We start from the raw sequence: 22,679 nt of genomic DNA on the forward strand, positions 1-22,679 counted from the left end.
TGCTAAGGTTTCAAGACAACTTTGATGTTCTTGTCTTCTTTTTTGTCAAAAATCTCATACGCTTTGGCAGCATCTGCTAAAGGCATCGTGTGGGTGATGATCTGTGACGGGTCAAACAAGCCGTCCGCAATCATGTCATAAATTTTTGGCATCAAATGGATCACAGGTGCTTGCCCGTGTTTGACATCGATGTTGCGCATAAAGAATTCTTGCAATGGATAAGAAGAAGCTGGTGTCATGTAAACACCAGTAATTTGGACGGTACCAAATTTTTTGACTGCTTTGGCGGCCATCTGGATCGGTGAGATCGTTCCACTTTGCAAGCTGACTAAGTTTTTGGCTTTTTCTTTGACGGGTTCTAAACCATCCATCCCAACACAGTCGATGATCACATCAGCGCCACCTTTGGTCAGCTCATACAGTTCATCAGCACTAGTAGCCAAATCATCCAATTGGAATGTTTCGACTTGATTGTAGCTGCTGGCTTTTTCTAAGCGATGAGCAACAGGGTCCACGGCAATCACCCGCTTAGCGCCTGCCATCACGGCAAATTTTTGGGCAAACAACCCAACTGGGCCTGAGCCTAAGACGATCACGGTATCATCCTTTTTGACGCCAGCATTTTGGACACTCCAATACGCTGTAGGTAAGATGTCAGATAAAAACAATACTTTTTCATCAGGGATCGTTGATTCAGGTACGATAAACGAGGTGAAATCTGCGAAAGGTACGCGCAAGAATTCGGCTTGACCGCCCCAGTGGTTACCGTTCATTTTTCCGAAACCGAATAAGCCGCCATACAATGTATCTTCTGAAGAATTGTCGCATTGACTTTCCATTTCATTTTGACAAAAGTGGCAATGGCCGCACCCGATATTGAAGGGGATGACGACACGGTCGCCTTTTTTTAGTTTCTGTACTTGACTGCCAACTTCTTCAACAATACCCATTGGTTCGTGACCAACGACATAGCCTTCTTCCAAGACCGAGCCGCCATGGTGGTAAAGGTGGAGATCAGAGCCGCAGATTGCGGTTGCGGTGATTCGGATGATCGCATCCGTCGGTTCTAAAATCGTTGGATCTTCTACACGACGAACGTCCATTTTTTGATTTCCTTGCCAGGTTACTGCTTGCATCATTTTTCCTCCTTGTTTGTTCAGATAAGTTCGGACAATCACTAATTTTTTCAACAACACGTTTTTACTTTTTAGTAACAGATAATTTAATTCTGCAAGGATTTTAACGATTTTACAACGAAAACGCTCAAAACGGTTGATTTGTTTTTTCTTCATCAATGGTTTAAAAAAAGAAAAACAGATGATTTGCTAAAAAAGTGAAAGCGTGACACTATTAAAGTGAAGCGTGCATGCGTTACGAGTATCTAACGAAACCTGCATCAACCAGTGACAAGAAATGAGGAGGGATGATCATGGATCTAACGATTCGAGGAAAGGCTTCCTGCACCAATTGCAATGAAAACTTTGATGGGAAGCTGGTCGTTCATTTACAAGAAGACAGCGAGGGGCAATTAACCATGGTACCACCGTTGGAAACGAATGAATTGGCAGAAGATGAAATCGCTATTCATTATGCTTACGGGGAAGTGAAGGAAGCCATCGAAGGAACCTTCATATGTCCAAACTGTCAGACTGAAAATGAGGTTCGGATTGAAATTCCGACCGAGCTATTAGATGGCTCAATGAATTAAATGAATAATCAAATTGAAAAAGCTCTCTGTTCCTTGAACAGGGAGCTTTCGTTACCTATTGGTCATTGGTTTGTTTTGTGCCATCAATGATTTCGACATTGAAGTCTCGTAAGATGTCGAGTCCTTGTGACTCGTGGTTTTTACCAGCGACTAATGTTTTATTGATAGTAAAATCAGCGTCAGGAAAGGCGCTTTGGATCTCGATGGTATTGGAAAGGACACAGATGTTGGTTTCAACACCAGTGATTTCGATTTTCTTTTCTTCTCCAGGTTCAAATAGATTTTTCTTAATGTCGATCAAGACCTCAGGTGGAATACTGTAATAGTATTTCTTGACGACTTTTTCATTTTCGAGAGGCTTAAGTTCTGGGATCAGCTGCAGGGCATCTGCTTCTTCATCAGGCGTTCCTTTGACTTCGATTGGAATGTCGCGGGTGTGTAAAATGTACTCCCCATTCGCCCGCGCTTGTTCTAGGCGCTTGGCGATTCGTTTGACGAGAGCGGCGCCATCTGGTACATACGCTTCGTTCTCTTCATCGAGAATTTGGTTTTGCATATCGACAATGACTAGCATGTGGTTACTCCCTTTCTATAAACATCGTTTTTCAAATGGTCTGACGTGAGGTTGAAAAATAGGTGCTATTTCTATGATGCCCCACTTTTTTTATATTTTCAAAGAAAACGCTCTTCTTGTCGAGAAACGGTAAAAACGTTATTTTTTTATTCGAATCACGATGCTTTTTGTTTTCTGAAAAGAAGAAGTAGTGATAGCTTTTAATATAGTACATTAAAAATAAATGAAAGTAGGTTAGGTTAAATGAGAAAGTTATTTTATATGGGGACTTTGCTTTTTTCAGTTGGTGTACTGGCGGCAGGATGCGGCAACAGTGAAACCGCTGTTTCCTCGGGGAATGAGTCAGCAGATGGCAAAACGACGTTGGACTTTTGGTCCTTCTGGGGGTCTGGTGCAAGACAAGAAGTAATTGAAGAAATTATTGATGATTTTAATGCGTCACAAGATAAAATCGAGGTCAAATACAGCTACCAGCCTTGGGGCGATATTTGGACAAAATCACTGTCGTCGATCACTGCTGGCAATCCGCCTGATGTTATTGTACAAGATATCAATTCTGTTGCTCAGCGGGCAGAAGCGCAGCAAGCAACGAATTTAAGTGAGTATATCGAAGAGGGCTTTTCTGATGAATTTTATCCGCAATTATGGGATACAGTGGAATACGAAGGGGATGCCTATGCCGTTCCTTTCAATACAGATACGCAAGTGATTTTCTACAATAAGACACTCTTTAAAGAGGCTGGTATCAGTGAAGAGCAACTGCCACAAACGTGGGAGGAGTTAGAAACAGTTGCTCGTAAATTAGATGTCAAAAACGGTGATGACTTTGAGCGGATCGGCTTTTACCCATTGTGGAATCTAGGCGCTGACGTGTGGGCGTTGAATGCCGACGATGGCGTCAGCTGGTTTGACAAGGATGAGAACGTCAAAATCGATACAGACAACAAAGTGGAAGCGTTGGAATGGATCTTAGACTGGCAAGAGTATTATGGTCAAGATACCATCAATCGCTTAGAAGCTGAATTTGGTTCAGGGGTTGCCGATCCATTCATTTCTGGATTAGTGGCGATGCGTGCGCAAAACATCAACTACTACTCAAGTTTGGCGGAAAATGCACCAGATGACTTTGAATTTGGGGTCATTCAAATTCCTGAAAAAGAAAGCGGCTCTGGTCACTGGTCATGGGGCGGCGGGTTCGTCCTAGAAGTGCCATACGGTGCCAAAGATCCTGAAGCGTCCTATGAGTTTATCAAATACTTGTCGACACCAGAAGTTCAAGAGAAATTTGGTGAGAAGAGCTTTGATATCATGGCGAATCGGACAGCCAACGAAAACTTGGTCAACAACGACAATCTAGATGAAAACGGCCAAATGATCTACCAAATGGCGGATGAAAACTTTGCCAATAGGGTGATCACGCCTGTGCCATTGACAGCGCCTGACTTCAGTAGTCTTGTCAATGAACAGATCGACCAAATCATGCTAGGCAGCAAAACACCGGCTGAAGGGTTGGCAGATGCGCAAAAAGCGGTGGAAGATCTTGTTGAGCAAAACAAATAAACCTCAAAACGAGCGTTTTTAAAAAAAGAAGGAAAGTCCAGTCGGTTAGCAGACTGGGCTTTGCTTTCTGCTTTGCGAAGCGGACATGTTTTCTTGAACAAACAATGAGTAAAAATAGAATGGAGTGGAAGGAATGCCAAAGAAGCGTTCAAAAAGTAAACGGCAAGAAGCTCTTTGGGGCTACTTCTTCGTAGCACCATTTTTGCTTGGGTTCGTGGTGTTTATGTTAGGGCCCATGCTGTTTTCCTTCGTAGGAAGCTTTACCGATTACAATCTGACTTCAAAAATGAATTTTATCGGCTTTAAGAACTTTACCCGCATGTTTACGCAAGATACCCTGTTTTGGAAATCTCTTTATAACACGGCGTATTTTGTACTCTTCAATGTTCCCTTAACAACGTTATTCAGTGTTTTTCTAGCCACTTTACTGAATCAAAAAATCCGCGGAATCAGTTTTTTCCGAACGACCTTTTACTTACCAGCGATCCTTTCAGGGGTTGCCGTCTACGTCTTATGGATGCAATTATTATCTCCTTCCGCAGGATTGATCAATACCTTCTTGAGCTGGTTCAATATCAAAGGTCCGGCATGGCTGTTTGATCCAGAATGGACGAAACCAGCGTTGATTTTGATGAAGATTTGGAGTTCAGGGGGCGCGATGCTCTTGTATCTAGCTACTTTGCAAAATATTTCGCCGACGCTGTACGAATCGGCTGAGATCGATGGAGCGGGGGTTTGGGCGAAATTCAAAAATATTACGATTCCTTTGATCACGCCGATCATCTTCTATGATGTGATTACTTCAACGATCGGTTCTTTTCAAATTTTCCAAGAAGCATACGTGATGACCAAAAATGGTACCGGCGGTCCGGCGAATTCGCTGCTATTCTATAATTTGCATATGTGGAACAAAGCATTTGTTGCCTTTGATATGGGTTATGCGATGGCAATGTCGATGATCTTGTTCTTGATCGTCTTAGTCTTGACCTTTATCAATCTCAAGCTGGCACCACGCTGGGTTCACTATACCGGAGGTGGCAGCTAATGGAAATGACGACAAAAACGCGAAGCAAATCAAGCCAACAGCGAGTCAAGAAAATCATCAGCTATGTGGTGATGTCGATCATCGGGATCGTGCTGCTGATTCCTTTGCTGTGGATGGTCTTTACGTCATTGAAACCGATGGAGGAGATCGTGCGTTACCCGCCGACCTTTTTCCCAGAAGAAATCAATCTTGGCAATTATTTGGAGACCATCAACGCCTTTCCTTTTTGGCAGTATGCAAAAAACACCTTATTCATTACTGTCTTAGTAGTCTTCGGGAATGTCTTATCAAATTCCTTCATTGCTTATGGGTTTGCAAAATTGGCCTTTCCAGGAAAAAATCTGATCTTTGCCCTCGTCTTGTCTACCATGATGATTCCTGGCTTTGTGACGATGATCCCGCAATATGTCTTGTTTTCCAAAATCGGCTGGGTCGGCACCTATCTGCCGCTGATCGTTCCAGCGTTTTTCGGCAACGCCTTTAACATTTTCTTGATGCGGCAGTTTTACTTGTCCGTCAACAATGAATTGATCGAAGCCGCTAAGATCGATGGCGCCAATCATCTTTATATTTGGAGCCATCTAATGATCCCATTGACGAAACCCGCGCTGATCACGATTGCCATCAACTCCTTCAATGGGGCGTGGAATGATTTCTTAGGACCATTACTGTATATTCAAAACCAAGAAAAGTACACGCTGCAGATTGGCCTGCAAGTTTTCCAAAACCAATCAACGACCCAGTGGAACTACTTGATGGCAGGAGCAACGCTTGTGCTATTGCCGACGATCTTGCTGTTCTTCCTCGCTCAACGTTACTTTATTGAGGGAATGGATCTGACGAGAGGTTCCAAAGGATGAGAACAAAAGTTACCCCGCAACGCTTAAACCAAGCGCTGTTGACTGGCATCAACTGGCTTCCGCATTTACTGGTTTTACAAGGCATGTGGCTGTTGTATTCCTTGCCTTTGATCACGAGTACCACCGCTAGTCGAGCATTGATCGAGACGTTGACGGAACTGCGTAACGATGGCTTGGAGGCAAGCAGCAAAGCTCGTTTTCAGCAGGCATTTCATCAACAGTGGACAACAAGAAAAGGGCAAGACCGTTTGCTCAGTCTATTCTTCCTGCTGCTTTTGGCGGACAGCTTTATCTTTAGCCGTTTGCAGCACCCGCTGTTTCAGATCGCTAGTTACGCGTTAGCGTTCACCTTTGGCTTGTTTTGCTTGGTCTTACTTTATCAAACGAGGCTGCTTCACACCTATCCGCAGCAGCCCAGCTCATTGTTTTATAGTTTTTATCAGTTTGCTCGTTCACCCAAACGAGTACTGGCGCATCTTTTAGCAACAGTGACGCTTGTCTTGACCTTTTTGCTGTTTGGTCCTGTCTACTTATTGGTCTTAGGGATCAGCACCTTGTATTTGGTCAATGTCGTGCTCTGTGACCAAGCGCTCAAATAGAAAACAAATGGGTATCCCGAAACTTCCTTAGTGAAAAGCTAAGGAGTTTCGGTTTTTTTGTGAAAAGAAGGTTGACAGGGTCAAAAATTATGCCTATGCTGAATGTAAATTTAGTAAACAGTAAACAGATGAGGTGCAGCTATGGCAAGTATGAGAGATATCGCGAAATTAGCCGGGGTGTCGGTAGCAAGTGTTTCTAGAATCCTTAACAATGATGAAACCTTCAGTATCAATGAACACACGCGTCAGCGAGTCATTGAGATCGCCAACCAAATGAATTATTCAAAAGAAAAAAATCAACCCCATTCCCGTGAAGTCGGCGACCAAAACACGATTGCCATCATTACCCGCCACGATCGAGAGTCGGAAAGAAACGATCCGTATTTTATGATGATCCGCAAGGGGATCGAAAAGGAAGCGGCGAAGTGGCGCTTAAAAACGATTCGGGCCTTTTCCATGCGGGAGCCTCAAAAAGATTTGGTACAATTGGCGAAGTATGGCGCAGTCATTATTATTGGAGAGATGACCAGCGATGCTTTGGCAGAGATCAGTCAGCAAAATGCCAATATTATCCTGGTGGATAATTATAGTGAAGCACCCAGCTACGATTGCATCCAAACCGATTTTGCCCAAAAGACTCACCAGATCCTCACGTTGTTAAAAGAGAAGGGCCATGAGAATATTGCCTTTGTGGGCGGTGTTGCCAGCCGAGTGACGATTTCTGGCGAAGTCGTTTACGATGAACAAGAGATTCGAGCAGAAAACTACCGCCAATGGATGCTGCTCAATAAATTGGAAAAGTTCACAACCGTGCTGCAGGGGAAATGGTCACCAGAGACTGGTTTGCATTTTGGTCAGCAGATCGCGCAAATGAATCCTCGCCCCACAGCGATCGTCGTTGCCAGCGATCCTATGGCTGTCGGGGTTTACAAGGCACTCGCTGAAGCGGGGCTATCGATTCCTAAAGATGTGTCAGTCGTTAGTTTTGATGATATCGAAATGGCGCAATTTATGACGCCCGCACTGTCTTCCGTCAAGATGAAAGCTGAAGAGATGGGGCAGATGAGTGTCGAATTAGCGAAAAATAAAATCCTTGGGGTGCGAACGATGCCTGTTCGCGTCGTTTGTGGCAGTGAATTGATCATTAGAGAATCGATTGCCGAAAAAGATCAGTGACGTCTGATCTTTTTTTATTTTAGGGGTTGTGTAAACATTAACTAAACAACTATACTGATTGTAGTAAACGTTTACAGTTGAAAATAAAGGAGAAAACGAAATGAAGTTTATTGATAAATTAGCCGAAAAGATGGTGCCTTTTGCTCAGATCATTGCCAACAACAAATACTTGTTAAGTCTTCGTGATGGGTTTATGGTCGCTTTTCCTGCAACAATGTTTGCGTCAATTATGATTATTATTCAAAATCTGCCTGCTACTTTCGGACTCTCGGAAAAACTTCCAGAGGGATTCATCACGTTTCTAAACGACTTTTTTGGTCCTATCGGAAATGCAACCATGAGTATCACCGCTATTTTCGTTGTTTTTGGGATCGGCTATCAGTTGGCTGGCAAGTATGGACAAGCCAAATTATTTGCGGGTGCCATCTCACTGTCTTCGTTTTTGATGCTGCTGCCTTTTGGCTCATCCGAAGAGTTAGGTACAGTGATCCCCTTGTCGAAATTAGGGGCTGAGGGAATGTTTGTCGGAATCATCACGGCCATTATCGCTACGCAGATCTATTGCAAAATCAGTGCGGCTGGGCTGACGATCAAAATGCCAGATTCGGTTCCGCCAATGATCGCAGAATCCTTTGTCGCCATCATTCCTGGTGCGGCACCGTTGTTCCTTTTCAATTTGATTCGCTACTTGTTCACCTTTACTTCATGGGGCAATGCCGTTGATTTCGTTTATGAGATTTTGCAAAAACCATTAATGGGCTTAGGCGGTACGTTGCCAGCAGTACTGATCGCCGTCTTGTTCACCCAATTCTTCTGGTGGTTTGGGATTCACGGAACACTAGTGGTCAATGCGGTGATCGATCCAATCATGAATGCGTTAGCGATCGAAAACTATGAAGCTTACAAAGCAGGGGCGGAACAATTGCCCCATATCATTAACACTACGTTTATGGGCGTGTTCGTCAATCAAGGAATGCAGCTGGGGATCTCGATTACGATGGCATTCTTTATCGCTCGTTCGATTCGGATGAAAAAATTAATGAAGACGGTGATCGCTCCATCTGTTTTCAACGTATCTGAACCGATGACCTTTGGTTTGCCGATCGTCTTGAACCCGATCGCTTTTGTCCCATGGATCTTAGCGCCATTAGCCAGTACGACGATTTCTTACTTTGCGATCGCCGCAGGCTTGGTGCCACGACCAATTGGAGCAACGGTGGTTTGGACGACCCCTGTTTTCTTATCTGGTTGGTTAGGCACGGGTTCTGTTGCCGGCGCAATCTTACAGTTAGTGACGGTTGCCGTAATGACCTTGATTTGGGTGCCATTCTTGATCGTAATGGATCGCGGGTACTTGAAAGAAGAAAAAGCAGAAGCGGCATTAAATGAACAAGCGGCATCTGAAATGATCAATCAAAGAGTAGAAGAAAGATAAGCCCAGAAACGGAAAGGAATGCAATAGCGCACCCTTTAGAAAGGAATTTGTGATGAGAACCGATACATTGTCTTGCAGTTATCAAATGAATACCACACCTACGGACTTTTCCCGTGTGTTATTGGCGGAACAAGAGAAATTCTTTCTAGCCAAACAAGCCCAAGAACCGTTCGGGGAAGGCTGCCGTATTGAAACGATGATCCAAACCAAAACCGCCCCGCGGTTGGTACCTGCCGTCATGACGGTCAAAAAAATTGCCGCGGATGAGCTGTGGCTTCGTACGACCCATGAAGAAGGAGTGATCGATCAACGGTACAGTTTTGCACCAGGACGAAAAGGGAAGCTGCAAGTCACGTATTCGGAACAAAGCCGTTTTGAGCAGCAGAAAACAACCTAAAGTTTTATGCTGGCGGCGCTGTTTTACAAATTCTTTTTCAATCGCGGCGTCAAAAAACGCTTGCGTTATCTTGAAGCAGCTTGTCAACGAGCAGGGACAAATGAAAAAAATGAGGAAAATTGAGGATAGCAATGATAGAAATTAGGAATGAACAACTCTTTCACTTATACAATGAAAAAATCAGTTATATCATAAATGTGTTACCAAATCAGCAACTGGGTCATGTCTATTTTGGGCCATCTCTAGGCACACTGGCGCCGTTTGATCAAGCGTACCTTGAGAAAAAAGAGAATAAATCGGCAGGAACCGTCAAATTTTTTGAAGCAGACAATCTTTTTACTTTGGCGGACCGTTTTCAAGAATTGCCAACGTATGGGACTTCTGATTTTCGAGAAGGGGCAGTGTCGGTTTTTGAGGAAGAAACCCCTCTTTATGTTGATTTTAAACTTGTGGCTTTTCACTGTTTTGAGGGCAAAGAACGAAAGCTGGCGCAACCAGCCAGCTTTGCTTCTGCCGATGAAAGCCAAAGCATCGTCTTTGAATTAGTAGATCAAGAGCGACAGCTGGAAATGGCGCTCACCTATACGATCTTCAAAGGATCAGGAACCATCACGCGGCAGCAAACACTGACCAATACGGGGAGCAAGCCGAGAACCATCCAGCGCTTTTTGAGTGGTGTCTTGGAGCTGAAAAATCGCGATTTTGAACTGCTGCATCTTTCAGGCGCATGGCTGAAAGAACGGCATATCAAGACGGTCCCTTTGACCCAAGGGACGATCAGTGTCGGCTCGTTAAAAGGAGCGTCTGGTCATCAGCACAATCCTTTTGTCGCCTTAAAAGAACAGCAAGCCACCAATGACACTGGTCACGTCTATGGTGCCAACCTGATTTATTCTGGCAACTTTTTAGCGCAAGCGGAAATGGATGAGTGGGACAACGTTCGATTGATGTTGGGGATACATCCTGAGCATTTCAGCTGGCAGCTTTCACAAGGAGAAACTTTTGAAGCCCCAGAATGCCTCTTCACCTTCACCGCTGCTGGTCTGAATGGCTTGAGTCAAGAATCCGCCCAATTTATCGAAAAGCATGTGATTGCCCCTTATTGGCAAAAGCGGCAGCGGCCGATCGTCTTTAATAATTGGGAAGCGACTTATTTTGATTTTAATGAAGAAAAGCTGTTGACCTTAGCCCTAGAAAGCAAGGCGTTAGGGATGGAGTGCTTTGTGCTGGATGATGGTTGGTTTGGAAAACGCAACGACGACCGCAGTTCATTAGGCGATTGGGTGGCGGACCCTGCCAAATTTCCAAAAGGAATCGGTTCTTTTGCTGAGAAAATTCATGCCATGCAGCTGCAACTGGGGATTTGGTTTGAACCAGAAATGGTTTCGCCAGATAGTCAGTTGTACCAAGAGCACCCTGAGTGGGTAGTCAAGCATCCTTATGAGCGGATCTCTGTGGGGCGCGGGCAATACGTGTTGGATTTTGCCAATCCAGCAGTGGTCGAGGCGATTTTCGAAGCGATGCAAAAAGTGATCCTTGAAACCAAGCTGGATTACATCAAATGGGATATGAACCGCAATATCACGGAAGCTTACTCTCCCTATTTAGCGGAACAGGGAATTTCTCAGACGGAGTTTTATCATCGCTACATTTTAGGTCTTTATCGCTTATATGAAAAAATCTTAGCGGCGTTTCCGACCCTTTTGATTGAAGGCTGTGCTGGCGGCGGGGGCAGATACGATTTAGGGATCTTATTTTACAGTCCGCAGATTTGGCCTAGTGATGATAGTGATGCAGTGGAACGTTTAGCCATCCAAAGCGGAACGTTGTTAGGGTATCCTTTGTCCTCCTTCAGCAATCACGTGTCGGCGGCACCAAACCACCAAGTCGGCCGGGCAACGTCTTTAGACTTTCGGCAAACCGTCGCAATGTTTGGGCCTTTGGGGTATGAACTCGATCTCTTTCATTTGTCTGACGCTGAAAAGCAGGCAATCAAATCCCAAATCGTCTTTTATAAAAAACAGCGGCAATTGCTGACCTTTGGCACTTTTTACCAGCTGCAGCAGTTGGACCATGCCAATGAAACGACTTGGGCAGTGTATGATCCGCAAAACGAAGAAGCATTGATTGCTTTCTTTCGCGTGTTGGCACAAGCCAATCCGACGGCGGAAGACTTTTTGCCCGCAGCCTTTCTTAATGCCCAACAGGTGTATCAGGTCAATGGCGAAACTGTCTCTGGTCAGCTGTTAAGGCAATTAGGGTTGCGTAAACCCTATCAGTTTAATGCCGTCAACCATGGAACAGCGCAAGTCACTGGCGATTTTCAATCATTTGTCTACCAGTTACAAGCTAAAAAGGAGTAGAATGATGAGCAATCAATTGTTTGATCAGCAGTTTATGCATGGCGGGGATTACAACCCCGATCAATGGCTGGCTTATCCAGAAATCTTGCAAAAGGACCTTGCTTATATGCAGCAAGCCCATGTCAACACTGTCACATTAGGGGTGTTTGCTTGGAGTGCCTTAGAGCCGCAAGAAGGCGTTTATCAGTTTGACTGGTTGGATCGTGTGTTTGATCAGATCCATGGCATCGGCGGCAAAGTCATTTTGGCCACTCCTAGCGGTGGGCGTCCTCAATGGCTGAGCCAAAAGTATCCCGAAGTCAATCGGACCAACGCCCAAGGGCAAAAACATACCCATGGGTTTCGCCACAATCACTGTTACTCTTCACCGATCTATCGGGAAAAGGTGACGCAAATCAATCAGCAGTTGGCAAAACGGTACGGCAAGCATCCGGCATTAGCCATGTGGCATATTTCCAATGAGTACTCTGGGGAATGCTTTTGCTCCTATTGTCAGGAAAACTGGCGCAGCTGGCTGCAAAAAAAATATGGTGATTTAGCCACGTTGAATCATGCCTGGTGGACTTCTTTTTGGGGCGGTACGTACTCTGATTGGTCGCAGGTTTTACCGCCTTCACCTTTAGGGGAACACAAAGTGCATGGCATGGATCTTGATTGGAAACGATTTGTCACAGATAGGACGATCGATTTTTATTTGCATGAATGTGCGCCGATCCGTCAGCTGACACCGGACATTCCTGTGACGACGAATTTTATGGCGGAAGGACATGCTACCCAAGATTTTATTCCTTTAGAAGGCATTGACTACAGCAAGTTCGCTCGTCATGTGGACATCGTTAGCTGGGATAGTTACCCTGATTGGAACAACAACTTTGAATCCTTGGCAGCGACAGCGATGAAATCCGCCTATGTACATGATCAATACTGGTCATTGAAGAAACAGCCCTTTTTAGTGATGGAATGCACGCCGAGTTTTGTTAACTGGCATTCCTTTAATAAAGCGAAAAAGCCTGGTGTCCATCAGTTGAGTGCCATGCAGCAGATCGCTCACGGCTCAGATAGTACCTTGTATTTTCAATGGCGCCAATCCCGCGGCAATTCAGAAAAATTCCATGGAGCAGTCGTGGGACATGATGATTCCACGGAGAATCGGGTCTTCAAAGAAGTTGCGGCTTACGGCAAGCGCTTGGAAAAAATCAAAGAGATTCAAGGAACCACAAGAAAAAAAGCAGTGGCGATCCTTTTTGACTGGGAAAGCAACTGGGCATTGAAGCGAGGCGGCGGGTTTGGTCGACCAACCAGACGGTATCCGCAAACGTTGCAGGAGCATTATCGTTATTTCTGGGAACAAGACATCGCTGTCGATATTTTGACGCCAGAGCAAGATTTTTCTGACTATCAGTTGGTGATCGCTCCAATGCTTTACTTGATGACATCAGAGACGATGGCAAAACTTTGCCAGTATACACAAGCCGGTGGTACCTTGATTTCCAGTTACTTTAGCGGCATGGTCAATGAAACCGACTTGTTGTATCTGGGGGGCTTGCCACAGCCGTTGCGAGCATTATTAGGCATCAACGTGTTGGAGCTGGAAACTCTTTTTGACACTGAACACAATCAGTTGGTTTTTCAAGGACAGCCCTTTGAAACACGGGACTATTCTGCAATCATCGAAGCCGAAACAGCGGAGGTACTAGGGGAGTATCAAGCGGATTTTTACCAAGGAACACCTGCGATCACCAAACATACCTTTGGTGCCGGCACCGCCTACTATCTGGCGGCTCGCACCAACTATGACTTTTTCGAACAGTTTTATGCCTCTTTGGTCCGTGAGCTGTCCTTGGCAGAGGAAAGGATCGCGCATGCCAATCCTGCAGTCTCGATCCAAGGCAGGATCAGTCCAGAACGAACGTACTTTTTCATCATGAATTTTTCTGAGAAAGAGCAGACACTACACTTGATCAAAGAAGTCGTTGATTTAGAGACCAATCAAGCAGTCCCTCAAACAGCAACCTTGGCGCCGTATGAAGTGCGAGTGGTTTATTTTAACAATTAGCTGACCATTGGAAAAAACGTCCCTTTCGACAAATGCAGAAAGGGACGTTTTTTTGATGAATGGTTTATCAGAAATCATTCTGGATCGGATGCTTGGTGCTTTTTCATCCATTGAGGCAATGCGGCACTGATTTGTGTCGGCAAAACGACATAGTGCTCTTTTGCCAATGCTTCGCCAATCAGGCTATGGAGATAGACAGCCGCTTGGATCGTTTCCTCTGTTTTTTCAAACTGTGCCAAAAAGCTGGTGATCATGCCTGCCAGCGTATCACCCATCCCACCAGTCGCCATTGCGGGTGTTCCGAGGGGATTTTGGGCGATGTTGCTGCCGTAAATTTGTGTGCGATGGCTTTTTAAGACTACCAGACTTCCGAGTTTTTGTTGGGCTTGCTGGTTGTTTTCTTCTGTCTGGTCGGCAATTGCCAGTCCGCTGAGCCGTTGCCATTCCATCTGATGCGGCGTGAAGACGACTTGTTCAGGAAAGGGGATGATCAGCGGATATTTGGCAGCCAAATTGATCGCCGAACCATCGATCACCAACCATTGGTGTTCTTTTTGGGCAGAAACGATCCGCTGCAGCAGATCAAAATTGCTTTTTCCTTCGCCTAATCCAGGACCAATCAGTAGGACGTCCGCCGATTCGGTGACCGTATCGATCAGTTCTGTTTGCTGCCAATCGACAAACATCGCTTCAGGCAAGCGGGCGTGCAGGGCGGTTCGGTTGACGCCATCGGAGATCACGGTGGTCAAACCAGTTCCCCCATACACACAGGCTTGCGCAGCCATTAAGATCGCCCCACCGAATTGGCGGTTGCCCCCTACTAAAACGGCTCGGCCAAAAGTGCCTTTGTGGCTTTTTGTCGGGCGCTGTTGGATCACTTTGGATAAAATTGCAGAATCAAGTTGCTCCATGCAATGACTCCTTTCGTTAATCAAAATCGAGTTATATTTATTATACCTGTTTCCTAGAAATTTCATAGAAAAGACCCATGGAAAAAGGCGCAATTTTTTTTCCTTTTTTGGTTTAAGAGTGTTATCATAAATAGCGAGAACAGAAATGGAGGGAACACTATGACAATCGATTGGAAAAAAGAGGTCGAAGCCCGCAAAGACGATTTGCTGAACGACTTGATTGATCTATTGAAAGTGAAAAGTGAAAGAGAAGATGATAAAGCGACTGCGGATGCGCCATTTGGTCCTGGACCTCGTGATGCGTTGCTACACATGCTAGCTTATGGCGAACGTGATGGCTTCACAGTCAAAAACGTCGATAACTACGCTGGTCACATCGAATTTGGTGAAGGAGACGAAACATTAGGGATCTTCGGCCACATGGATGTTGTTCCTGCAGGTGACGGCTGGTCAACCGATCCTTATGATCCAGTCATCAATGACAACAAAATCTATGCTCGTGGTTCTTCTGATGATAAAGGTCCTTCAATGGCTGCCTATTATGGGATGAAGATCATCAAAGAATTGGGCTTGCCATTATCGAAAAAAATCCGTTTTGTCGTTGGTTCTGATGAAGAAAGCGGCTGGGCAGATATGGATTACTACTTTGAGCATGAAGAAAAGCCTGATTTTGGCTTCTCACCAGATGCCAATTTCCCAATCATTAATGGAGAAAAAGGAAATGTGACATTAGGGATCCATTTCCAAGGCAACAATGAAGGAGACTTCACGCTGCAAAGCTTTACTGCTGGCTTGCGAGAAAATATGGTACCAGGAACGGCAACAGCAAGCTTCATTGCTCCATCAACAGAAGAAGCATTAGCGATCGAAAAAGCCTTTTTCGATTACGTTGAAGCCAATCCAGTGACGGGGACGATTGAAACAGAAAATGAACAAGTGACGATCGAATTAGTCGGTAAAGGTGCTCATGGTGCCAGCCCACAATCAGGAATCAATGCGGGGACTTTCTTAGCAGTCTTCTTAGATAACTATGCCTTTGGCGGCGGCGCAAAACAATTCATCCATGCAGCAGCAGCCTATGTCCATGAAGATTTCTACGGTGAAAAATTAGGTGTGGCGTACGAAGATGAAAAAATGGGTAAATTGACTATGAATGCTGGTTTATTTGCTTTTAAAGCGAACCAAGCAGGAACGCAAGCAGACAACTTTATCGCATTGAACTTCCGTTATCCTAAAGGCGTAACTGCGGAAGGACTTGAAATCGGTGTGGAACGCACCGTCGGTATGGAAGGGGCAACCGTTACCCGCAATGACCGCAACATGGAACCTCACTACGTGCCAGCAGATGATCCATTGGTAGAAACTTTATTGGCGGTTTATGAAGAACATACTGGCGAAAAAGGCTTCGAACAAATCATCGGCGGCGGCACATACGGCCGTCTATTGAAACGCGGCGTTGCTTATGGCGCAATGTTCCCTGGCTATGTTGACACCATGCACCAAGCCAATGAATTCATGAGCTTGGATGACCTATTCAACGCAGCGGTGATCTATGCAGATGCTATCTACCGTTTGGCGAAATAAAGAGAGATTGATTGGGTCTGTTCACTCGCTAAATAAATACAATTGAACGTTTCGTGCGGCATTCTCGTATCTTTTTCATGTGAGAGAATGCCGCACTTTTTTAGTATGGAACAGGGGGATGAGTAGTAAAAAACACCTCATAGTGATGAGGTGTAGAAGCAATTAGTCTTTACATTTTTTCTTTAGGATTGCGTCAGTGAGGATTTCTGAAAAATCTAAATGCATAGTTCGTCCTAGTTTATCCGCCCATTGAGGAATCGCCAGTTTTTTCTCGACGAAGGTTTGATTCTCTAAATATTCTGAAACATCAACAAGGACCATCGATAGAAATGATTTTTCTTTGTCGTAATCGAATTCAAAATCTAAATCGTCTATAAACGGATTATTCGCTTCCAGTGATAAACAATTAATGGGGGTAGAGAGCGGAATCTCCCGATTATTTTCAATACAATCTGCCAAAACGATTCCGAGCCAATCGGATGCCATGAATAAAGCATCGGCGATGTCTAAGCCTTGAGTGCCGACTTGCTCAGGAAAATCAGGAAAAGAAATAAAATACTTCACTTCGCTTTCGTCTGTATCGGTGTAATAAAACAATGCAGGGTAACTTGCTAACATAGTGTACAACTCCTTTTTCGCGATTCTCTACAGATCTGATTGCAATGGTAGCGCTCTTATTTTTCACTAGTACCTAGTAGTCTTAAGCAAGAGTTGTTGCTTTTTTATTGTACCAGTGTCATAAATACTGAACAATAGGCAATATTTTTTTAAGAGGAGAGTATCAATTCAGAAATTCTGATGATTGAAAGAACATCATCTTTTGTGGTAATTTAAAAATCTTTGTGTCTATTATTAATGAAAATGTTATATTTTGTTATTGACATCAAATCATCCGAATGATTTACTTTTTGTAAGGAGTTGAAAAGTGATGCCTGATTTAGTGAAATTTATTTTGGTTATTCTGGCGATTTGGGTGGTTTATCAAGTATTTACGACGATTTTATTTACCCTTTCCCAAAAAGCAGTTGCCAAACGAATCAAAAGCGGGAAGATGTCTGATCAGCAGTTGGCGAATTTGTACCACGCTGTAGCACGAGCAAATCAAGGAAGCAATTTCCAAGCGATTTTCTCTTATGGGCTCTTTTACCGCAGCCATGCAAAGCAAAGTGATGCGGTCTATGAACTGTATCGCGCAGAAATGGCGAAAAGAAATCTGTTGTAACCAACTGTGAAGCAGCTGCTTTCGAGAATATTGCTCGAAGTAGCAAAAAAGCCTAGGTCCTGCACAACAAGTGCAGAACCTAGGCTTTTTTGGTATTTACTGGGCAGCAAGCTGTGACAGATAAACACAGCTCCTTGCTGCAGCTATTTCTTGTCTTTACTGCTTTTTTGATCCATGCCCGCACCGATCGCTACACCTAGTGCGATGCCTAAACCCATGCCTAATGCTAGATTGTCAAAAAACAGCATCCCAAACGCAGCACCTAATGCCATTCCGACACCGATCCCCAGTCCCATATTGTTAGAAGCGGCTTCCTTTTCTTCAGACGTTTGCGGCGGTTTTTTCGTCATTGTGAAAAACCCCTTTCTTTTTAGTATAGAGGGGTTTCGTTTGGATGACAAATATTCGAACTGCTGCTCAGTGATATGCATCAGGAGAGTGCAACCGCTAAGTATGGCAAACGGGTTGAACCATTGGTCTATCTTCCGCCGGGCAAATAGTTACGCTCGGGGTTGTAGCGGCGAATGATCTTATTTTCAGCGAGTACGTGCTCATAATAATAAACAGGCGCATCCTTAGTCTCTAGTCGAAAAACAAAGACGAGCGGAACCTTTAAGACGGAATAGCGCGCGGGGATCGCAATATACGATTTTTGATTGCGCTCCATCGTCAGTGCGAATTCATCAAACAAAAGCGCCACTGGTGTGGGAAAGTTTACCAATTCATAATAGTGTTTTTCAAATGCATAGGTTTCTTGTTTTGCATAAGCAATTTTTGCAGCTGGCATACACATTCACCTCACTCGAATTATACGAACGTTTGTTCTGTTTGTAAAGTGAAAAATTACCAAGCGAGGAAAAAGGAGGCGTTCTCTATGAAAAAGATGTTATGCTAACAAGAAATTTGCTACACTAGAGAAAAGAAGGAATCAAAAAGGAGCAGATACCATGGATTACGAACGTTTCGCACGATTACAGGCACGCTTTGCCGATGAAAAACTGCTGACCAAAGAAGGGGTCTATCGGTTGCGTTTGTCAGGGAAGGCGCAGTTCGAACTAGCCTTTATCAAAACCGGACCCTGTGGCGAGTCTGTCTACCAGCCGCTGATCAAGGGCACTTTTGCTGAAAAAGAAGCAATCCCTACCTATTTGCTGGATCTTGCGGCGCAGCCTATGACGCAAATCAGTCAGCGAACCTCCGAAAATGAAGCAGTGTTAGATAAAGCGTTAGTAGCATTAATGGAAAAATGTGAGCAGGCAGTTGCCGTCAACGAAGCCGCACAAGAAGCCGCACGTTGATTAGCATGACAAAGATACAAGAGCCGCCTGAACCTGATTTTTTACACTAAGCAAAAAACGATCCTGACAAGATTCCTTGCCAAAGATCGTTTTTTATTTTCCCGTGGTAATTAGTGTCCTCATTCGCCGAAGTGGTCTGAGAAGCCTTGTTGTTTCATAAAGGCCGCAACATCTGGACGTCGCGGTTCACGGAAAAATTCCGTCATTTTCGTTTGCCAATTGGTTTGCTGTTGATTGCTGCTGCGCTGTGCATAATAGGCTTCTGTCGTTTGATTGTACTGGGCTGTTTGCTCCTGCGTCAGCGGTTGATACTGATCGACACTTACGATCGCTTCTTGGGGCAAGCGGACTTTCGGCTCATTTCTGTGTTGCGGATAGCCGATCGTTAAACCGAATAACGGAAACGTCAATTTTGGTAAGCCGACAAGTTCTGCGATACGAGGCAAATCATTGCGGATGCCGCCGATGTAACAAATTCCTAAGTCTTGCGCTTCAGCGGAAGCTACCATGTTTTGGGTAGCGATGGTCGTATCAACGACAGACACAATAAATGGTTCCATCGTGGTTAAGTGGGTATCAGGCACCCCTGCTTGGGTCAGCAGCTGCTGGTGTTTATGTAAGTCGGCGACAAAAAGATAGAAGACGCCCGTTCGAGTGATGTAATTTGGGGCACCGGCAATTTCTTCGATGGCAGCCAGTTTTTCAGGATCACTGACCTCAATGATCGAATAGGCTTGAACAAAGTTCGAACTGGAACCGCTCTGGGCAACCGTTACTAATTTTTGCTTGAGTTCCTTTGATAGTGGGCGGGGTTGAAAATCTCGGACAGAGCTGTGGCGGGTAAAAGTATCAAAAAGATCCATCGTTTTTCCTCCTGTAACGTACAAATTTCTTTCTTCCTTAGTGTAACAGAAAAAAAGGAATGGGAACAAAAAGAATGTTTTCAAAAAATTTTCAAATTGATGTTTTATAGTTGCCAAGCACAAAAGTTTCCGTTATGATAATGATACATTCTTATTATTATTCCTTAGGGGAGTAACCGGTGGCGCAAGCTGCGATAATATCAACAGTAAGTAAGCTGGCGACAGCTTTCTGGTATTATTTGAAATGGTGAGACCTAAGACAAGCGTATACTTGTCTTAGGTCTCTTTTTTTCTAGCAGAGTGCCTAAGGAAAATAAAATTAAAAGGGGCAAAAAAATTGGCGAAAGAAATGTATCAAAAAGAAATCTCGGAAATTATGGCAGAGGTCCAGAGCAGTCCAGAGGGGTTGACGCAGCAAGAGGCAGCCAAGCGGTTAGAAAATGGCTTGAACCAGCTGAAGGAAGCACCTAAGAAATCTAGCTTTGCCTTATTCTTAGATACCTTCAAAGATGCGATGGTGATCGTCTTGCTGATCGTGGCAATCATCCAAATGGTTATGGGTGCCCACGTTGAGTCGATCGTTATCTTCGCAGTACTCTTGTTGAATTCCGTCGTCAGTGTGATTCAAACGAAAAAAGCCGAAGGGTCGTTAGACGCTTTGAAAAGCCTGTCGGCACCAGATGCTAACGTCATTCGGGATGGCAAAGAACAAAGTGTGCTGGCGAAAGAATTGGTTGTCGGCGATATCGTTATTTTAGAAGCTGGGGACTATGTACCAGCAGATGGTCGATTGATCGAAGAGGGTTCTTTGAAGGTCGATGAAGGAATGCTGACTGGGGAATCAACGCCAGCGGAAAAAGAATTAGGGGTGATCGATCGTACCGCACCGATCGGCGACCGTGACAACATGGTCTTCAGTGGAACGATCGTCACTTATGGACGTGGTCGGTTTATCGTAACTGCGACTGGTAATGTGACGGAAATCGGTCAAGTGGCTGGCTTATTGGAAAGTACAGTTGAACACAAAACACCATTGCAAAGAGGATTAGACAGCTTCAGTAAAAAACTGAGCTTGGCGATCTTAGTCCTTTCATTGATTATTTTAGGGGTTCAAGTCGCACGGTTGTTCTTAGGTGACGGAACAGGTGATATGACACAAGACTTAGTCAACGCCTTTATGTTTGCGGTAGCCGTAGCCGTTGCAGCGATTCCAGAAGCCTTGCAATCGATCGTGACGATCGTTCTTTCGATCGGAACAAAACAAATGGCGAAGCGTCATGCCATCATTCGAAAACTACCAGCGGTTGAAACATTGGGTTCAACGAGTATCGTTTGTACCGATAAGACCGGGACTTTGACCCAAAACAAAATGACCGTTGTTGACTACTATTTACCAAATGGGCAAACGGGCACGTTCTCCGATGAGCCAACCACCTGGACATTGCCTGAAAAACGCTTAGTAGAGATCAGTGTCTTGGCCAATGATGCTGCCATCAGTGAAGATGGGGCGAAGCTAGGAGACCCTACTGAAATTGCTTTTCTGGATTACAGTGAGAAACTAAATCAGCCTTATCGGGCAATTCGTCAACAGTTTCCTCGTTTGCAAGAATTGCCTTTCGATTCTGATCGTAAATTGATGTCTACCTTACATGAGATCGATGGCGAACATTTATTGTTGACCAAAGGTGGGCCAGACATCGTCTTTGGGCGCAGTACCAAAGTCTTGATCGATGATCAAGTCGTGCCTTTAACAGATGAAATCAAGCAGAAATTACAACATCAAAACGAAGAATTCTCAAAACGGGCATTACGGGTCTTGGCGTTTGCTTACCGTCCATTGACCGATGCCCAATCACGAGAATTGACACTTGAAGATGAAAACGAGCTGATTTTGGTTGGTTTGATGGCGATGATCGATCCTCCTCGTAAAGAAGTCAAACAAGCCGTAGCGGATGCTAAATCTGCTGGTATCAAAACAGTAATGATCACAGGGGACCACAAAACGACAGCCGTGGCGATTGCACAAGAGATCGGTATTTCAGCCGAGGGCGACTTAGCCTTGACCGGTACGGAATTGGATGCTCTTTCTGAAACCGAACTAGCGGATCAATTAGACAAAATCACAGTCTATGCTCGTGTTTCGCCAGAAAACAAAATCCGTATCGTGCGGGCTTGGCAAGACAAAGGCAAGATCTCTGCCATGACCGGGGATGGGGTCAATGATGCACCCGCCTTGAAACAAGCGGATATCGGGATCGCAATGGGAACCGGAACGGACGTTGCCAAAGACGCAGCGGCGATGGTCTTGACGGATGACAACTTTGCCTCGATCATTCGTGCCGTAGAAGTTGGCCGAAACGTCTTTGACAACATCAAAAAAGCTATTTCGTATTTGTTTGCTGGAAACTTAGGTGCGATCATTGCGATCGTCTTTGCCTTAGTGATGGGTTGGGACAATCCATTTACTGCCTTGCAGCTGCTCTTTATCAACCTAGTCAACGACTCATTACCAGCGATTGCTCTAGGAATGGAAAAAGCCGAACCAACGATCATGCAGCGCCAGCCAAGAGATCCAAATGCTGGTATCTTCACTGGAAAAACATTGATCTCAGTAACGTATCGTGGTATTTTGATTGCCGCTGTCGTGATTTTGGCACAATGGTTAGGAATGAACCAATCACCTGAATTAGGTGTAGCGATGGCCTTCTCAACACTTATCTGGAGCCGAACATTGCAAACATTACCAGCACGCTCAAACACTGAGACTGCTTGGCAAGCTGGCCTTTTTGCCAATAAAATGGTGTGGTTGGCGATCGTCGTTTGTGGTGGACTATACAGCATTACCTTGATTCCTGGCATCCGTGAAGTCTTTGCGATTCCAGCAACCTTCACTTTAGGACATGTCGGTCTATGTATCGCAATGGCTGCTGTGGCAGTTGTTTTGATGGAAATCACGAAACTGATTATTATTGCCGTTCAAAAACGTCAAGGAAACGCCTAAAGCAAAAAACGTATCGATCGTTTGATC

Annotated in this window: 20 protein-coding genes and 1 pseudogene; 14 read left to right on the plus strand and 7 right to left on the minus strand. The window is 44.7% G+C overall.

Going from position 1 to position 22,679, the window contains the following annotated elements; all coding sequences use genetic code 11:
• Positions 1–2 precede the first annotated feature (2 nt).
• Positions 3–1,136, minus strand: coding sequence for an alcohol dehydrogenase catalytic domain-containing protein (locus tag QN079_RS04955; RefSeq protein ID WP_074534994.1), 1,134 nt, complete (start codon positions 1,134–1,136; stop codon positions 3–5).
• Between the two features lie 287 nt (positions 1,137–1,423).
• Here QN079_RS04955 and QN079_RS04960 point away from each other — a divergent pair, with 287 nt between their 5' ends.
• Positions 1,424–1,708: a hypothetical protein gene (locus QN079_RS04960; RefSeq protein ID WP_005225480.1), complete on the plus strand. Its 285-nt coding sequence runs from the start codon at positions 1,424–1,426 to the stop codon at positions 1,706–1,708.
• A gap of 55 nt (positions 1,709–1,763) precedes the next feature.
• On the opposite strand, the gene QN079_RS04965 is transcribed toward QN079_RS04960, so the two are convergent.
• On the minus strand, positions 1,764–2,282 hold the full coding sequence (locus tag QN079_RS04965; RefSeq protein ID WP_005225481.1) for a cysteine hydrolase family protein: 519 nt from the start codon (positions 2,280–2,282) through the stop codon (positions 1,764–1,766).
• Positions 2,283–2,525: 243 nt separating this feature from the next.
• On the opposite strand from QN079_RS04965, the gene QN079_RS04970 reads away from it, so the two are divergent.
• From QN079_RS04970 to QN079_RS05010, 9 genes and pseudogenes are all read left to right on the plus strand, one after another.
• Entirely contained in the window at positions 2,526–3,842 is a 1,317-nt protein-coding gene (locus tag QN079_RS04970; protein ID WP_289230476.1) for an ABC transporter substrate-binding protein, read from the plus strand.
• Between the two features lie 133 nt (positions 3,843–3,975).
• Positions 3,976–4,887, plus strand: a complete 912-nt coding sequence (locus QN079_RS04975) for a carbohydrate ABC transporter permease (RefSeq protein ID WP_005234717.1) — start codon at positions 3,976–3,978, stop codon at positions 4,885–4,887.
• Positions 4,887–5,747, plus strand: coding sequence for a carbohydrate ABC transporter permease (locus QN079_RS04980; RefSeq protein ID WP_289230477.1), 861 nt, complete (start codon positions 4,887–4,889; stop codon positions 5,745–5,747). Before QN079_RS04975 ends, QN079_RS04980 begins: the two co-directional genes overlap by 1 nt.
• Positions 5,744–6,346 carry a hypothetical protein gene (locus tag QN079_RS04985; RefSeq protein ID WP_005225485.1) on the plus strand — a complete coding sequence of 201 codons (603 nt, stop codon included), beginning with the start codon at positions 5,744–5,746 and terminating at the stop codon, positions 6,344–6,346. Before QN079_RS04980 ends, QN079_RS04985 begins: the two co-directional genes overlap by 4 nt.
• A gap of 141 nt (positions 6,347–6,487) precedes the next feature.
• The gene (locus QN079_RS04990) at positions 6,488–7,522 is read left to right on the plus strand and encodes a LacI family DNA-binding transcriptional regulator (protein ID WP_289230478.1); all 1,035 of its coding nucleotides are present in this window, start codon (positions 6,488–6,490) and stop codon (positions 7,520–7,522) included.
• 100 nt (positions 7,523–7,622) lie between these two features.
• On the plus strand, positions 7,623–8,957 hold the full coding sequence (locus tag QN079_RS04995; RefSeq protein WP_005234719.1) for a PTS sugar transporter subunit IIC: 1,335 nt from the start codon (positions 7,623–7,625) through the stop codon (positions 8,955–8,957).
• 52 nt (positions 8,958–9,009) lie between these two features.
• Positions 9,010–9,477: pseudogene (locus QN079_RS05000) on the plus strand (hypothetical protein).
• A gap of 8 nt (positions 9,478–9,485) precedes the next feature.
• A complete protein-coding gene (locus QN079_RS05005) occupies positions 9,486–11,717 on the plus strand; it encodes an alpha-galactosidase (RefSeq protein WP_289230479.1) in 2,232 nt (743 codons plus the stop codon).
• 1 nt (position 11,718) lies between these two features.
• On the plus strand, positions 11,719–13,773 hold the full coding sequence (locus QN079_RS05010) for a beta-galactosidase (RefSeq protein ID WP_225000974.1): 2,055 nt from the start codon (positions 11,719–11,721) through the stop codon (positions 13,771–13,773).
• 74 nt (positions 13,774–13,847) lie between these two features.
• On the opposite strand, the gene QN079_RS05015 is transcribed toward QN079_RS05010, so the two are convergent.
• Complete coding sequence (locus QN079_RS05015; protein ID WP_034857687.1) at positions 13,848–14,684, minus strand: NAD(P)H-hydrate dehydratase; 837 nt, start codon at positions 14,682–14,684, stop codon at positions 13,848–13,850.
• A gap of 159 nt (positions 14,685–14,843) precedes the next feature.
• On the opposite strand from QN079_RS05015, the gene pepV reads away from it, so the two are divergent.
• Positions 14,844–16,268, plus strand: coding sequence for a dipeptidase PepV (gene pepV / locus QN079_RS05020; RefSeq protein WP_005225493.1), 1,425 nt, complete (start codon positions 14,844–14,846; stop codon positions 16,266–16,268).
• Positions 16,269–16,430: 162 nt separating this feature from the next.
• Here the strand turns inward: pepV and QN079_RS05025 are convergent, their stop codons facing one another.
• Positions 16,431–16,886 (minus strand): type II toxin-antitoxin system HicB family antitoxin, encoded by a 456-nt coding sequence (locus QN079_RS05025; protein WP_081116579.1) that lies wholly within the window; start codon positions 16,884–16,886, stop codon positions 16,431–16,433.
• A gap of 310 nt (positions 16,887–17,196) precedes the next feature.
• Between QN079_RS05025 and QN079_RS05030 the strand changes: the two genes are divergently transcribed.
• The gene (locus QN079_RS05030; RefSeq protein ID WP_005234725.1) at positions 17,197–17,490 is read left to right on the plus strand and encodes a hypothetical protein; all 294 of its coding nucleotides are present in this window, start codon (positions 17,197–17,199) and stop codon (positions 17,488–17,490) included.
• Positions 17,491–17,633: 143 nt separating this feature from the next.
• Here the strand turns inward: QN079_RS05030 and QN079_RS05035 are convergent, their stop codons facing one another.
• Positions 17,634–17,840, minus strand: a complete 207-nt coding sequence (locus tag QN079_RS05035) for a glycine zipper domain-containing protein (RefSeq protein ID WP_015509297.1) — start codon at positions 17,838–17,840, stop codon at positions 17,634–17,636.
• Positions 17,841–17,968: 128 nt separating this feature from the next.
• On the minus strand, positions 17,969–18,277 hold the full coding sequence (locus QN079_RS05040; protein WP_008378984.1) for a DUF5960 family protein: 309 nt from the start codon (positions 18,275–18,277) through the stop codon (positions 17,969–17,971).
• A gap of 160 nt (positions 18,278–18,437) precedes the next feature.
• Between QN079_RS05040 and QN079_RS05045 the strand changes: the two genes are divergently transcribed.
• Positions 18,438–18,788 carry a hypothetical protein gene (locus QN079_RS05045; RefSeq protein ID WP_005225497.1) on the plus strand — a complete coding sequence of 117 codons (351 nt, stop codon included), beginning with the start codon at positions 18,438–18,440 and terminating at the stop codon, positions 18,786–18,788.
• A 119-nt stretch (positions 18,789–18,907) separates the two neighbouring features.
• Here the strand turns inward: QN079_RS05045 and QN079_RS05050 are convergent, their stop codons facing one another.
• Positions 18,908–19,651, minus strand: coding sequence for an NADPH-dependent oxidoreductase (locus QN079_RS05050; RefSeq protein WP_289230480.1), 744 nt, complete (start codon positions 19,649–19,651; stop codon positions 18,908–18,910).
• Between the two features lie 349 nt (positions 19,652–20,000).
• Here QN079_RS05050 and QN079_RS05055 point away from each other — a divergent pair, with 349 nt between their 5' ends.
• On the plus strand, positions 20,001–22,652 hold the full coding sequence (locus tag QN079_RS05055) for a cation-translocating P-type ATPase (RefSeq protein WP_016608271.1): 2,652 nt from the start codon (positions 20,001–20,003) through the stop codon (positions 22,650–22,652).
• Positions 22,653–22,679: the final 27 nt, after the last annotated feature.

Source organism: Enterococcus sp. FZMF, assembly GCF_030263915.1.
GTDB classification, from domain to species: Bacteria; Bacillota; Bacilli; order Lactobacillales; family Enterococcaceae; genus Enterococcus_D; species Enterococcus_D casseliflavus.

Bases quoted from the DNA above. Each gene is read 5' to 3' on its own strand.
- QN079_RS04955 (WP_074534994.1), bottom strand. From the start codon at position 1,136: ATGCAAGCAGTAACCTGGCAAGGAAATCAAAAAATGGACGTTCGTCGT.
- QN079_RS04960 (WP_005225480.1), top strand. From the start codon at position 1,424: ATGATCATGGATCTAACGATTCGAGGAAAGGCTTCCTGCACCAATTGC.
- QN079_RS04965 (WP_005225481.1), bottom strand. From the start codon at position 2,282: ATGCTAGTCATTGTCGATATGCAAAACCAAATTCTCGATGAAGAGAAC.
- QN079_RS04970 (WP_289230476.1), top strand. From the start codon at position 2,526: ATGAGAAAGTTATTTTATATGGGGACTTTGCTTTTTTCAGTTGGTGTA.
- QN079_RS04975 (WP_005234717.1), top strand. From the start codon at position 3,976: ATGCCAAAGAAGCGTTCAAAAAGTAAACGGCAAGAAGCTCTTTGGGGC.
- QN079_RS04980 (WP_289230477.1), top strand. From the start codon at position 4,887: ATGGAAATGACGACAAAAACGCGAAGCAAATCAAGCCAACAGCGAGTC.
- QN079_RS04985 (WP_005225485.1), top strand. From the start codon at position 5,744: ATGAGAACAAAAGTTACCCCGCAACGCTTAAACCAAGCGCTGTTGACT.
- QN079_RS04990 (WP_289230478.1), top strand. From the start codon at position 6,488: ATGGCAAGTATGAGAGATATCGCGAAATTAGCCGGGGTGTCGGTAGCA.
- QN079_RS04995 (WP_005234719.1), top strand. From the start codon at position 7,623: ATGAAGTTTATTGATAAATTAGCCGAAAAGATGGTGCCTTTTGCTCAG.
- QN079_RS05005 (WP_289230479.1), top strand. From the start codon at position 9,486: ATGATAGAAATTAGGAATGAACAACTCTTTCACTTATACAATGAAAAA.
- QN079_RS05010 (WP_225000974.1), top strand. From the start codon at position 11,719: ATGATGAGCAATCAATTGTTTGATCAGCAGTTTATGCATGGCGGGGAT.
- QN079_RS05015 (WP_034857687.1), bottom strand. From the start codon at position 14,684: ATGGAGCAACTTGATTCTGCAATTTTATCCAAAGTGATCCAACAGCGC.
- pepV (WP_005225493.1), top strand. From the start codon at position 14,844: ATGACAATCGATTGGAAAAAAGAGGTCGAAGCCCGCAAAGACGATTTG.
- QN079_RS05025 (WP_081116579.1), bottom strand. From the start codon at position 16,886: ATGTTAGCAAGTTACCCTGCATTGTTTTATTACACCGATACAGACGAA.
- QN079_RS05030 (WP_005234725.1), top strand. From the start codon at position 17,197: ATGCCTGATTTAGTGAAATTTATTTTGGTTATTCTGGCGATTTGGGTG.
- QN079_RS05035 (WP_015509297.1), bottom strand. From the start codon at position 17,840: ATGACGAAAAAACCGCCGCAAACGTCTGAAGAAAAGGAAGCCGCTTCT.
- QN079_RS05040 (WP_008378984.1), bottom strand. From the start codon at position 18,277: ATGCCAGCTGCAAAAATTGCTTATGCAAAACAAGAAACCTATGCATTT.
- QN079_RS05045 (WP_005225497.1), top strand. From the start codon at position 18,438: ATGGATTACGAACGTTTCGCACGATTACAGGCACGCTTTGCCGATGAA.
- QN079_RS05050 (WP_289230480.1), bottom strand. From the start codon at position 19,651: ATGGATCTTTTTGATACTTTTACCCGCCACAGCTCTGTCCGAGATTTT.
- QN079_RS05055 (WP_016608271.1), top strand. From the start codon at position 20,001: ATGTATCAAAAAGAAATCTCGGAAATTATGGCAGAGGTCCAGAGCAGT.